The following is a 13,245-nucleotide window of genomic DNA, read 5'->3' as shown; positions in this document are numbered from 1 at the left end:
AATATCTTAAATAGCTAAAAATCAATGTCTTTGTTTAGCAATTTACTCAACCTACATTCAGGAAGTAAGCCGCTTGAAGATTTTTTTACTGAAATTGTTGCTTATTTTTTATCCCTGAATAATGATATTTTAGTTGATTGGCTAAAACATCACTCAATCATTAGTGATGATAATTATTCCAGCGTCAAGATTTCAACCCAACAAGAACACAAAGGACTTGAAAGCCATACAGAGGATAGCAGACTTGATATTGTGGTTGAACTCTCAACTGGTTTAAATACAGATGTAATATTTATTGAATCAAAAATTGGCGCGAAGGATGGAAATAATGCTTTAAAAAAATATGCTGAGATTTTGAGTAATTTACCAAATGTAAGACATCGAATTTTAATTTACATTACCCGTGATTATGACCCAAAAGAAGAAATCAAAACTCCAGCATTTAATTTAGAGCCAAAAATAAGTTTTTATCAATTGAGGTGGCATCAATTCTATGCCCGTTTACAACAACACCCAACTGATATCTTAGTCCAAGAAATATTAATTTTCATGAGGAAAAATGGAATGTCTCACATAAATCAATTTTCATCGGTTGACTTATTGACAATGGTGAATTTTAACAAAACTCTCAATCTCATGGAATCAACCCTCAATGATGAAGTACAGCAAGAATTCAAGGTAGCTTTTGGAGGTGTTATCAACGGCGCAGCAAGTAGGACTCAATGGAAATGGGACGAGAGATATATTATCTACACTCACCTTTGTCCTTTAAAATGGGACTTCTGTTGTGGTGTTGGATACTTCGGGTTAAATCCAAGTAATTTAACTGATTATCCATATTTAGGTATATTTTTGCAGGTTTCTCATAAGTTTGCACAACGCCCAAAAATTATTGAATCAATGCAGAAAGTAATTAACGATAAGCCTAATATATGGACTCCTATTAATTTAACAATTTTGCCAGCATGGTCAGCTATTTTTTATCAAAAAAGCCTACAAGAGTTTTTATCTGAAAAAGACCAGTTATCTGCTATTAAATTATTTTTCCAAGAGTCAATAAAGGAATTAAAAACGGTTCAAGAAGAATATTTTGATTTTCCTTGGAAGGGTGTAAGTATAGAAGCTGATAAAGAAGACCTAGACACCTCATCATCCTCTGTCACACAACTTTAATCCGCTACAGCTATATTAAGATAAAAATAAATCTGCATTCTCGTAGTTGTTATGAGCCTTACCACTGCTAAACGCTTTACTATAGCTGAATATCACCGTCTAGCTGAACTCGGCTTCTTTGAAGAGAATGACCGAGTTGAGCTAATTAAGGGTGAAATAATCCAGATGGCAGCAAAAGGTACATCACACTCTGTTTGCAGCACCCGCTTATATCGGGAGTTGTTCAAGCTGGTTCTAGAAGAGGCGGTTCTTCGAGGACAAGAACCAATTATTATACCTGATGACAGCGAACCAGAACCCGATCTAGTCATTGTGCGAAATCGTCCTGATGACTATTTAGAAGCTCATCCTAACCCCTCTGATGTATTGTTGGTAATTGAAATTTCTAATTCCACTTTGAAATATGACCAAGATGTAAAATTATCTGTTTATGCAGAAGCTGGTATTCCCAACTATTGGATATTTAATTTACTAGATAACTATTTAGAATCTTACAGTGAACCTTATAAAGATTTGCAAGGTAAATTTGGTTATCGTCGTAAGTTAATTTTTCTGCCTAATGAGTCAGTTAATTTGCCATATTTTTCTGATTTAGTTCTGGATTTATCTAAGGTGTTTCCAGTTAATGTATAAAAGGCTATGTCTAATCACAAGTCACTGTGCGTCTACGCTGGACACCAATTTAAATCAATCCTTCCAATGCGTGTTGCAAATCATTTGTCACATCAGCAACAGCTTGTCTAGCACCCAAACGATTTTCCTTATACGTTGGGTAATGCTCAGAAATAGATATGGGTTCACCCACAGTAATTTTAACTTTTTGCTTACCCAATTGCGGACGCTGCACAGTTTTATTACCTTTGATTTTAGCAATCATTTGCCATAAAATTAAAGTTGTCTCAGCAAACCTTTCTACCGTTGGATTTTCACGAATATAATTACCAGAAACAGCCACAAAACTTTCTACTAAACGCATGTGCCACATCCGCGCATTCGCTTCTTCGGCAACGCGATCGCCTAAAGCTCTTTCAACAGCAGATACCCCTTTTACATCCTTAAATTCTTCTCTAAATATATAATTCCAACCTGCTTGTTCTACTCGCCGGCAACGGTCACTTAAACTACCTTTTGACTGCAAATTAAAATACTGTTCTGATATTTGTAGTGCAGCATTTAACAAAGCTTGTAAACGAACTGCTAACGCTTCATTTCTATCTTCAATTCCTCCTACTGCTGTTTTGGGATCTGCCAGCTTTAGATGATAAAATCGCGTGTAAAATTTTTCCATCAGCGAAAGTAAATGTTCTGCCAAGGTTAACAACCGGGGATAAAGCGACTCTATAGAAGCATGTTCTGATGAATTCACAGGTAAACCACTAGCCGCTTCCAATTCACTTAAAAGATTTGCGATCGCACCCCAAGGAGCATCAACGTAACTATATTTAATCCCAACTGGTACAATTAGAACCTGTTCGGGGCGTTCAGCTTTGTGCAAATCTTCAGCACACCAAAAGCCTAATTGGGCGATACCGGGTTCTAAGGGGCTAATATTCTCCGATAAACCATTGGTTGCACCCTCTGGCGCAGCCGCCATTGGGAATTTCCCATTGGCGAACAAGTCACGCGCCGAACGCAACCCCGTCCAGTCAGCCTTACCGCGCTGAATCGGAGTACCACCTAAATGAGAAGCAATCCAGCCAACGTGGGAACCTGCCCATAGAGGAATGCCGCGATCGTAGATAAAATGAGCGTGAATGGGATGTTGTAGTGCTGTGCCTTGCGATCGCGCTACCTTTGGCACGAGTTGAGACAGCAAGTAGGTCAAACAATATGGATCGTCTGTTTTCGGATGGCGAAATGCCAGCATAAAACGGATCTTACCCTCCTGAAACTGGCGATAGAGATCCACCAGAACCTCTACGTTGTCTGCTTCAATTTGGGTAATAGCTGTTTGCCAGTTTATCCAACTGGGTAGCAACAGATGGACGAATCGTAGAAATAAGGGGTTAAACGCCGGAGGAATAAATTCTAAGGGTGCCTGTGCTTGATAAATTACATCTGCCAAGGTAGTTTTCTCCTAAAGTTGCGATCAAAAAAGGCGGAAGGCTATAAGTAAAAATGAAAAAGAAATAACGCTGTGTACTTTGTACTTCATCCTTAATACTTCATACTTTAGTTGACATAGAAATTAGTGATTCTGGAAAGGCTATAAACGATGCGACTTTCACAAATGTTATTCGTTACACTCCGGGACGATCCAGCTGATGCTGAGATTCCCAGTCATAAATTATTACTCCGTGCAGGTTACATTCGTCGCATCGGTAGTGGGATCTATGCTTATCTCCCGCTGATGTGGCGGGTATTGCAAAAAGTTTCCCAGATTGTGCGGGAAGAAATGAACGCTACAGGCGCACAAGAATGTCTTTTGCCACAATTACAACCAGCCGATTTATGGAAGGAATCGGGACGCTGGGATACTTACACCAAAGCCGAGGGGATCATGTTTTCCCTAATTGACCGCCGTGAGCAACAATTAGGATTAGGCCCAACTCATGAAGAAGTAATCACAGCGATCGCTCGTGATATGATTCGCTCGTATCGCCAACTACCACTACATCTCTACCAAATTCAAACCAAATTCCGCGATGAAATTCGTCCCCGCTTTGGTTTGATGCGCGGACGGGAATTTATCATGAAGGATGGCTACTCTTTCCATACCGATGAAGCCAGCCTCAAAGAAACTTACCAGGATATGTATAAAGCCTACAGCAATATCCTGCGGCGTTCTGGTTTAGCTTTTCGCGCAGTGGAAGCCGATTCTGGTGCAATTGGTGGTTCTGGTTCCACAGAATTTATGATTTTAGCGGAAGCTGGCGAAGACGAAGTTCTCTACACTGAGGATGGTAAATACGCCGCTAACGTAGAAAAGGCTGTTTCTTTACCAATTGACGCCGAAACCTCACGGTTTACAACCTACGAGAAACGCGATACACCTGGAACAGAAACGATTGAAAAGGTGTGTCAACTCCTCAACTGTTCTCCCACTCAATTGGTGAAAAACGTCCTTTATCAAACCGTTTATGATAATGGTATAACGGTATTAGTTCTGGTGAGCATCCGAGGCGATCAGGAAGTTAATGAAGTCAAATTGCAAAATGAATTGACCAAATTAGCTTCTGAATATGGTGCTAAAACTATTATTAGTTTGAATGTACCAAACGTAGAAGCACAGCAAGCATGGACAGCTAAATCTCTACCTTTAGGCTACATTGCGCCAGATATCGCAGATGAGTATATTACCGCCAACAAACAGATTCATCCCAGGTTTTTGCGCTTAGTGGATCAAACAGCTGTTGATTTAAAAAACTTTGTTACAGGGGCGAATGAAGCTGGCTATCACGTAGTTGGTGCCAATTGGGGTGAGCAATTTAAGTTACCAGAGCGAGTAGTAGATATTCGTAAGTCAAGATCAGGCGATCGCGCCATCCATAATCCAGAACAAACTCTTGCAAGTGCCCGTGGAATTGAAGCAGGTCACATCTTCCAATTAGGCACTAAATATTCCCAAGCGATGGGTGCAACTTATACCAATGAACAGGGTGAAGAAAAACCGCTATTTATGGGTTGTTTTGGCGTAGGTGTATCACGATTAGCGCAAGCTGCCGTAGAGCAATCTTACGATAAAGATGGGATTATTTGGCCAGTTGCGATCGCACCTTATCACGCGATCGTCACGATTCCCAACATTAAGGATGCTCAACAAATCGAAATCGCCCAAAAACTTTACACAGAACTCAATCAAGCGGGAATTGAAACCCTACTCGATGACCGCGATGAACGGGCTGGAGTGAAATTTAAAGATGCTGACTTAATTGGCATCCCCTATAGGATTGTAACCGGGCGTGCGATCGCTAATGGAAAAGTCGAAGTTGTAGAAAGAGCTACCCGTAAATCTCAAGAAATTGTCATTGATGAAGTTACAACTACACTCAAACAGTGGATTACTGAAGCAATAGAAGGAAGTAGATAGTAGAAAATTTTCCATTCCCAACCTAACTTTTCACGTCATTTGGAAAGATCCACAAAAAACCTAACCCCCTAAACCTGCTTCTCACAACAGAAGGGGAAAATTCAAAGTCTCTCTCCTAGAAGGAGAGAGATTTTGAGAGAGGTTTTCCAGATACCCTGAAAAGTCAGATTCCTCATCCCCCTCATCTCCCCACTCCCCAAAACTTACATAATTTGGCAGGTGACGGATTAGAAGTAAAAATTCTAAAATTGAATCAAGGACTTGCAAAATTAAAAAATAATCGCCTTTGAGACATAAAGTCTCCTCTAGGTTGTGGGAAACTCTCCACCTATAAGTATCGTCTTTAACCAGGCTGCTCCTCACATAACTACCATATCAGCCCTCAGTTAGGAAGGTTTTGAACATGAAAGACCAACAAGGATCTAATCGTATTTCTTCAGGCGTAATTGCAGCCGTCTCAGCGGCGGTTGTAGCGGTGGGTGGTGGCGTAGCTTGGTTTACTTCACAATCCAGCAATACTCCCACACCGTCAAACCCCTCTGGGCGAATCGCTCAACCAGCACAGCCATCAACTAGGCAGCCAAGTAATGAGCAAACCCCTAACGTTTATTGGCTAAGACCAAAAGATAAAAGTGTTGTTTTGGTTCCCCAGCCTCTGAAAGTAGCTTCTATAAGACCCAATCAGCCTTTAGAATCAGCTTTTCAAAGTTTGTTAGCAGGCCCAACAGAAGGAACAGATTCAACAACCATCCCCAAAGGAACAAAGCTGTTGGGGCTGAAGGCGGAAAATGATGAGGTTCACGTTAATTTATCCGAAGATTTTACCAGCGGTGGTGGTAGCACCTCAATGATGGGTCGTGTGGGACAAGTTGTTTATACTGCGACAACTTTAAATCCCAAAGCCAAAGTGTACATTGATGTGAACGGCAAACCGTTAGATGTTTTAGGCGGTGAAGGTGTAGAGTTACAACAACCGCTAACTCGTGAAAGCTTTCAGAAAAACTATCCGCTTTAAAAAAGTTAGGAGTTACAAGTTAGGAGTGAGGAGTTTTAACTCATAACTCATAACTCATAACTCATAACTCATAACTCTCTTAGAATTACCGTTTGCTATTTAAAACACGAAAATTACGGGCTTGTTCTTCTAACCTTGTGGCGAGGCGATCGCAAACCCGATTACATAAATCAAAAATCATTTGATCTTCCACCCGGTAATAGGCGCAAGTTCCTTCACTGCGGCGGCTAAGAATACCCGCTTGCCACATTACCTTCAGGTGTTTCGATACATTTGCCTGAGAAGTCTGTGTTGCCTCTACCAACTCTTGCACGCATTTTTCTTCATCCCGTAATAAGTGGAGCAGCCGCAGGCGCATTGGCTCACTTAACAGGCTGAAGTATTCAGCTACTTGTTGCACCACTTCTGGTGGTAAAGGCAACGTTTGTTTCATCAGGATTGACCCACAAGGACTGAAAATTTTAACGATGACTCATTTGGGATGACTCATTTGATATATAGATTAATACTTAATCAGGGTTAATTCGCATCAAAGGTTGACCATATTCTACTGGGTCACCATTTTGGAGGAGAATTTCCATCACCTGTCCAGAGACTTCGGCTTCGATTTCATTCATCAGCTTCATGGCCTCAATAATACAGACTGTTTGACCCTTGCGGACGCGATCGCCCACTTCCACAAATGCCGCTTCCCCCGGTGCAGGAGCGCGATAAAACGTTCCCACCATTGGGGAAGGCACTTCTAATAATCTCTGGTCAATAGTTAAGGGGGCATTTACTGACAACTGTAATTGTGTGCTAGTTCCAGTATTCTCAAACACCCGAGATGTGGATACCTCCGTTACCTGACTCGCGTTCACCTGGTTTCCCCCAGATGAACCCGATGTCAAGCCCGAACCTACCACACCGCCGAAGGTCGCTTGACCTACCGACAACATCTGATTGCTGACGCTCACAGCCTTACGGACTGTTAGTTCAAAATCATCGCTTTTGAGCGTGACTTCTGCAATATCTGTTTGTGCGATAGTTGCCAGTAGTTGGCGAATTTCATTAAAGTCCAATGGCACAGTTTTTATTACCTCGACCTATCTGTAAATTAGCATCTTAAGTGTGGCAGGGATTTAATCCCTATATAGGGATTTCAATGGGGACTTGCATCTCAATAGAGATGAAAGTTATTCCCTGCTGATATACTTATCTTCCTGAGTATCAACTTTGATGCGTTCTCCTTGGGAAATAAACAAAGGAACCATCACAATTGCACCAGTTTCCAGAGTTGCTGGTTTTGAGCCACCTGTGGCAGTGTCACCTTTTAAACCTGGATCTGTTTGTACAATTTCCAGAACCACAGACTTAGGCAATTCTACTCCCAGCACCTGGTCGCCCCACTTAATAACTTCAGCTTCCATACCTTCCTTGAGGTACTTGACGCGATCGCCAATTTGTGCACGGGTCAATCTGCCTTCTTCGTAGGTTTCCATATCCATAAAGACGAACTCATCGCCCTCTTTATAGGTATGCTGCATCGTGCTTTTTTCTAGCGTGGCTTGCGGCACTGTTTCCCCTGCTCGGAACGTTTTTTCCATCACGCTCCCACTCTGGACATTTTTTAACTTAGTTCGTACAAAGGCGGAACCTTTGCCTGGCTTGACGTGCAAGAATTCGAGCACTCGCCATACAGACCCATCTAATACAATGGAAACACCGGGTCGAAAGTCGTTACTGGAGATCATGAAACTTTCAAATTTTGGAAGACAATCGGCATTTATTGTACCCTTCTAGGGTCGTCATTGGGCATTTGTCATTAGTTAGTTGTCATTTGTCATTTGTCATTTGTTCCCCTGGACTAGACCTCTGCTCCACTCATCACCTAACGTGGGAAGATTATTTATGGGTTACGTCCAGTCAACAATTTAATGCTGCATTTGAGTTATCCCATGCTTAACTTATTAAAATCCTGGCTGAAGAACAGCCTAATGGCAATACTGCTGGTAACAATATTTTTAGGCATAACTACAGCTGGGTGGACTCCCTCCAGTAGCGCCGCACTGCCAGCCGGCAATGCAATTACCGATGGCAAAGCTTTGTTGCGGTATGCACTCCCGATAGATAACAAACCTGTGCGGCAACTACAAGCCAGTTTAGAGGACATCTCTGCCCAACTTCGGGCAAATCGGCGCTGGGGTGCTATTTCCAAAGACATCAGCAAAGCATCCCGCATTCTCGATAAACCTTCCCAAATCTTAACAAGCGTTCCCGCAGAACGCCAACCCCAAGCCGAAGCTTGGATTAACGAGTTGAAATCTGGGGTGGGTAAATTGGAAGAATTGGCAAACAGCAAAGATAAAGAACAAATTCTGCAAGAGAGAGGCAAACTTCTGAATCTCGTAACTCAGTTAGAAGAGTCAATGGTGAAAGAATTTCCTTTTGAAGTGCCTACTGAGTACAGCAACCTGCCACAACTTAAAGGTCGTGCCACCGTAGAAATCAAAACCAACAAAGGCGATTTGACCCTCGTAGTAGATGGTTATAGTGCCCCTGTCACTGCTGGTAATTTTGTAGATTTGGTGCAGCGGGGTTTTTATAATGGCTTAGAATTTACCCGTTCTGAAGAATCTTACTTTCTGCAAACTGGAGATCCTGTCGGCAAAGACGTGGGTTTTATTGATCCAAAAACGGGTAAATATCGCGCTATTCCTTTAGAAGTCTTAGTTCAGGGTGATAAAGCACCTACATACGGCATTACACTAGAAGAAGCTGGTCGTTACATCGATATGCCAGTTTTGCCTTTCTCTGCTTTTGGAGCAGTGGTGATGGCTCGTCCCGAAAGTGAAGTGAATGGAGGTTCATCGCAATTCTTCTTCTTCCTCTTTGAACCAGAACTCACCCCCGCCGGACGTAACCTATTAGATGGTCGTTATGCCGTTTTTGGCTATCTCACCGAAGGCAGAGAAGTTTTAGATAAACTGAAGGCGGGTGACAAAATTGAATCGGCAAAAGTGGTTAAGGGAATAGAAAATCTGGTTGAGCCGCAAGCAGCATAAGAAGAGAGCAGGGGGAGATGAGGGAGATTAATTAATAACTCCTAACTCCTGTACAGACGCGATTAATCGCGTCTCCCCTGATTCAGATTTCCGGCGGTGAATATCTGATCAACTGCAACCGCTAATTCTGGAAAAGTCCGTGACACAATTTGCTGGCTATCTGTAAAAACTGTTTCTTCGTAAAATCCATCTTCCAACAATAAAATCGAAATTTTCGTTTCAAGTGGGTCTACAACCCAATATTCAGGAACCTCTAACGCCGCATATTCAGATCGCTTATACCGATAGTCCCGTTTCACCGACTCTAGACTGACTACCTCCACAATTAGTAACGGAGGTGACTCAAATACTGCTGAGGCATTTAACAATTCTCTGGCTTGTTCCACTGTAACTACACACAAGTCTTTTGTGCGATTCGTTGCTTAGTGAATCTTGGTATCCAGTCCATACATAACTAAGCCAGCCCGACAGCAGATTACTGTCATTAAAGGCTGAACTCTCGGATTGATGCAAGTGTAAGCCTTGCCATTCAGACTCAGAATTGACTCCTTACCTGCCCACACCGAACAAGCTCGGTTCTTGTAGAGTGAAGCTGGGAACAGGGCGCAATCAGACGACCGTTGCGGGTTGACACTGGCGCTAACAGGGAGTTCCTATGGTGAAACAGAGCCTAGAAAAGCGACTTATCGTGGGGCAGGGCGCAACGCAAAATCCCTGACCTAAATGGAGCTTATTCCCGCCGAATTATGAATGAGATAACGGCAAGAGTCCAGGGAATCCAGTAGTCGAATTGGCTACACCTAACGGAATTATCAATCTCTCCGAGGGAACGAATAAAAACGAGTTGTGGGTCTAGGGGTTTTCGTTCCCCAAGTAGCCCAGACGAGCGGAGGAATCCCCACAATTCGGGTAGGACAGACCGTAATTGGTCTGAGGTGTTCAGAAAATACAAACTCTAGAAGAGAAAATGATTAGACACAGTAAAAATACTAGTGAATCTTGGAGAGCTTTACCGTGGAAGAAATTCCGCCGTAACCTTTTCCGCCTTCAAAAGCGCGTATTCAAAGCTGTTCAAGTTGGAGACAAGCGGAAAGCTAGGTCACTCCAGAAGCTCATTCTAAAATCCACCTCGGCTCGATTTCTTGCAATTAGACTTGTATCTCAGCTAAATGCTGGTAAAAAGACGGCTGGTATTGATGGTAAGAAATCCCTCTCATTTGAAGAACGCTTCAACCTTGAAGAACTACTAAAGATGAATAGCGGGAATTGGAAGCATCAGGGACTACGGGAAATTCCCATCCCTAAAAAGGACGGAACTACCAGAATACTCAAGATACCTACCATCTCGGATAGAGCTTGGCAATGCCTCGCAAAATATGCACTAGAACCAGCACACGAAGCAACTTTCCACGCCAGGAGTTACGGGTTCAGAACTGGGCGCTCTGCTCATGATGCACAAACGTACATCTTTAACAACCTTCGCTCCTTAGTCAATGGAATAGAAAAACGAGTTATCGAACTCGACATCGAAAAGTGCTTCGATAGGATTAACCACTCAGCAATAATGGACGAACTCATCGCCCCCAAAGGCTTAAAACTCGGTATCTTCCGATGCCTCAAGGCAGGAGTAAATCCAGAATTCCCTGAACAAGGAACCCCACAAGGGGGAGTGGTCAGTCCTTTGCTTGCCAACATCGCACTCAACGGGATTGAGAGTATACACAGGCATCATGCGAATCAGGGATACAGAATCACTGATAAAACCTCAGCCAAGGATATCAGAGAACCATCAGTCCGATACGCGGACGATATGGTTATTATACTCCGACCCGAAGATGATGCGACAGAGATACTTGAAAGAATCAGCGAGTTCCTCCGCAAACGCGGAATGAATGTAAGCCAAAAGAAAACCAAAGTTACCGCCGCGACAGATGGGTTTGATTTCCTCGGATGGCACTTCAAAGTCCAGAAAAACGGAAAGTTTAGAAGCACTCCCTCGGTGGACAACTTCAAAGCATTCCGTAAGAAAGTAAAACACATCGTCAACAACTCGAATTATGGTGCTACCACGAAGGCTGAGAAATTAGCCCCGGTAGTTAGAGGGTGGAGAAATTACCATAAGTTCTGCAAGATGGACGGGTCTAGAAACTCGTTATACCACATTGAAAAAAGAGCTTACACGGTATTCAACAAGGAAACCAAGCAAACACGCTATTCTAGCAAAACATTACTAGATAAAGCGTTCCCGGCGATTCCTTTCTCCGAAAACAAACACGTCATGGTTAAAGGAATAAAATCCCCCTATGACGGAGATATAGCCTACTGGAGCGAACGTAACAGCAAGCTCTATGACGGCGGAACTTCTATTGCTCTTAAAAAGCAAAACCATAGATGTGCTTCCTGCGGCTTAAAGTTCATTGATGAAGAAAAGGTACACCTGCATCACATCGATGAAAATCACACCAACTGGAAGAGAAATAATCTTGAAGCAATTCATGAGAGTTGCCACGATTACAAACACATGAGCAAAAGCGCAAGCTGAGAACATCGGAAGCTGGGTGCGGTGAAAGTCGCACGCCCAGATTTAACTGAGAGGTGCGGGAGATAATACTCCCCATCGACTCAACCAACCTAGATTTATTTCTACCAGTCCTCACCCCACTTTCCCGAAAACTCAGCAAAGGTGAGCTACAACGTTTGATTTCTGCATCTAGTAATTGCTCAAGAAATTTGGCAATCAAGAAATGTTCAATAGTAGGCGGGTTCATTAGCTCCAGCTTGCCATCCACCAATTCATAATTGAAATCATTGCCATCATCATAGGTTAAGTACTCTTCAAAGGTGATGCTGGTTACTGGTGTACTGACCATCCCAACTGTCTCCTAAACGATACCCTTATCTTAAACAGTAAAGTAAATCATCAGTTTTCTTAGTAATTTTGCAACACGGAAAACCGATTGTGAACAGTGAGTTATCTTCTCAACAAGTAAAAGACATTGGTGAACAAGGTATTTTAGAAAGATTGCAGCGCTTTTGTCCTCCAGAAATTATCGGCGATGATGCAGCTGTAATTGTGACAGCACCAAAGCAATCTTTGGTGGTGACTACAGATGTGCTGATTGACGGCGTACATTTTAGCAATGTCACCACTTCCCCAGAAGATGCTGGTTGGCGAGCTGCTGCTGCCAATTTATCAGATTTAGCAGCAATGGGCGCTTCCCCATTGGGAATTACCGTTGGGTTAGGACTCCCCGGTGAAGTTAGAGTAAGTTGGGTTGAGCGATTGTACCAAGGAATGACAGAATGCCTGCAAAAATACAATACCTCAATTGTCGGGGGTGATGTTGTGCGATCGCCTGTGACTACTCTGGCAATTACTGCTTTTGGTCAAGTTAACCCTAGTCAAATTATCCGGCGTTCTGCTGCTATAGTGGGAGATGCAATCGTCGTTACAGGCGTTCATGGAGCCTCCCATGCTGGCTTAGAACTGCTCTTGCATCCCGAATTACAACAAAGCCTCAAAGATCAAGAAAAGACGGCTCTAATCCGCACACACCAGCGCCCACAACCACGATTAGATGTCTTGCCAATCCTCTTGAAAATCTTAACTCCTAACTCCCAATTCCCCGTTGCTGGTATGGATAGCAGCGATGGTTTGGCAGATGCGATTATCCAAATTTGCCGCGCCAGTTGTGTTGGCGCTGTCCTAGAACGCAGACAAATTTCCTTGCCAGCAGCTTTTGACAATTGGCTCACACAAGAGCAAGCATTGGAATATGCTCTGTATGGTGGCGAAGACTTTGAATTAGTGTTGTGCTTGCCACAAGAGTCAGCGTTAGCCTTAGTACAACATCTTGGTCAAGGTGCTGCGATCGTAGGCAAAATTACACCCGGATCAACAGTACTATTGCACGACGAACAAAAAAAATTCCCTGACCAAGTTCTAAGTCTTAGCCAGGGATTTCAACACTTCAAGAGTTAGG

General features: G+C 43.0%; 11 protein-coding genes and 2 pseudogenes. 7 read left to right on the top strand and 6 right to left on the bottom strand.

The annotated features are described in order from the left end of the window. The first annotated feature begins 24 nt into the window (after positions 1-24). Entirely contained in the window at positions 25-1,173 is a 1,149-nt protein-coding gene (locus ACEYW6_RS06120; protein WP_412979009.1) for a PD-(D/E)XK nuclease family protein, read from the top strand. 51 nt (positions 1,174-1,224) lie between these two features. Then, a complete protein-coding gene (locus ACEYW6_RS06115; protein WP_412979008.1) occupies positions 1,225-1,806 on the top strand; it encodes a Uma2 family endonuclease in 582 nt (193 codons plus the stop codon). Positions 1,807-1,855: 49 nt separating this feature from the next. Here ACEYW6_RS06115 and ACEYW6_RS06110 read toward each other — a convergent pair whose 3' ends face one another. Beyond that, positions 1,856-3,238: a 1-acyl-sn-glycerol-3-phosphate acyltransferase gene (locus ACEYW6_RS06110; protein WP_412979007.1), complete on the bottom strand. Its 1,383-nt coding sequence runs from the start codon at positions 3,236-3,238 to the stop codon at positions 1,856-1,858. 150 nt (positions 3,239-3,388) lie between these two features. On the opposite strand from ACEYW6_RS06110, the gene ACEYW6_RS06105 reads away from it, so the two are divergent. Together ACEYW6_RS06105 and ACEYW6_RS06100 are read left to right on the top strand one after the other, a co-directional pair. Beyond that, a complete protein-coding gene (locus ACEYW6_RS06105; protein WP_412979006.1) occupies positions 3,389-5,203 on the top strand; it encodes a proline--tRNA ligase in 1,815 nt (604 codons plus the stop codon). Between the two features lie 403 nt (positions 5,204-5,606). Then, positions 5,607-6,218, top strand: a complete 612-nt coding sequence (locus tag ACEYW6_RS06100) for a GerMN domain-containing protein (protein ID WP_412979005.1) — start codon at positions 5,607-5,609, stop codon at positions 6,216-6,218. Positions 6,219-6,303: 85 nt separating this feature from the next. Here the strand turns inward: ACEYW6_RS06100 and ACEYW6_RS06095 are convergent, their stop codons facing one another. The 3 genes from ACEYW6_RS06095 to efp all read right to left on the bottom strand — a co-directional run bounded on the left by ACEYW6_RS06095 (position 6,304) and on the right by efp (position 7,951). Continuing rightward, the gene (locus ACEYW6_RS06095; RefSeq protein ID WP_190893788.1) at positions 6,304-6,651 is read right to left on the bottom strand and encodes an ArsR/SmtB family transcription factor; all 348 of its coding nucleotides are present in this window, start codon (positions 6,649-6,651) and stop codon (positions 6,304-6,306) included. Between the two features lie 76 nt (positions 6,652-6,727). Beyond that, positions 6,728-7,285 (bottom strand): acetyl-CoA carboxylase biotin carboxyl carrier protein, encoded by a 558-nt coding sequence (gene accB, locus ACEYW6_RS06090; protein ID WP_190893789.1) that lies wholly within the window; start codon positions 7,283-7,285, stop codon positions 6,728-6,730. Positions 7,286-7,393: 108 nt separating this feature from the next. Next, a complete protein-coding gene (gene efp, locus ACEYW6_RS06085) occupies positions 7,394-7,951 on the bottom strand; it encodes an elongation factor P (RefSeq protein ID WP_114083704.1) in 558 nt (185 codons plus the stop codon). A gap of 204 nt (positions 7,952-8,155) precedes the next feature. On the opposite strand from efp, the gene ACEYW6_RS06080 reads away from it, so the two are divergent. Continuing rightward, a complete protein-coding gene (locus tag ACEYW6_RS06080) occupies positions 8,156-9,262 on the top strand; it encodes a peptidylprolyl isomerase (protein WP_412979004.1) in 1,107 nt (368 codons plus the stop codon). Positions 9,263-9,324: 62 nt separating this feature from the next. Here the strand turns inward: ACEYW6_RS06080 and ACEYW6_RS06075 are convergent. After that, positions 9,325-9,678 (bottom strand): annotated as a pseudogene (locus ACEYW6_RS06075) (Uma2 family endonuclease); the annotation flags it as partial. Positions 9,679-10,229: 551 nt separating this feature from the next. On the opposite strand from ACEYW6_RS06075, the gene ACEYW6_RS06070 reads away from it, so the two are divergent. Further along, complete coding sequence (locus ACEYW6_RS06070) at positions 10,230-11,804, top strand: group II intron reverse transcriptase/maturase (RefSeq protein WP_412979003.1); 1,575 nt, start codon at positions 10,230-10,232, stop codon at positions 11,802-11,804. Between the two features lie 79 nt (positions 11,805-11,883). Here ACEYW6_RS06070 and ACEYW6_RS06065 read toward each other — a convergent pair. Next, positions 11,884-12,132 (bottom strand): annotated as a pseudogene (locus tag ACEYW6_RS06065) (Uma2 family endonuclease); the annotation flags it as partial. A gap of 89 nt (positions 12,133-12,221) precedes the next feature. On the opposite strand from ACEYW6_RS06065, the gene thiL reads away from it, so the two are divergent. Further along, the gene (gene thiL, locus ACEYW6_RS06060) at positions 12,222-13,244 is read left to right on the top strand and encodes a thiamine-phosphate kinase (RefSeq protein ID WP_412979002.1); all 1,023 of its coding nucleotides are present in this window, start codon (positions 12,222-12,224) and stop codon (positions 13,242-13,244) included. The last annotated feature ends 1 nt before the right edge of the window (position 13,245 follow it).

It is taken from the genome of Nostoc sp. UIC 10607 (genome assembly GCF_047228265.1).
Taxonomy (GTDB): Bacteria; Cyanobacteriota; Cyanobacteriia; order Cyanobacteriales; family Nostocaceae; genus Nostoc; species Nostoc foliaceum_A.
The sequence above is the reverse complement of the archived record's forward strand: the minus strand, read 5'-3'. Positions and strand labels throughout refer to the sequence as shown.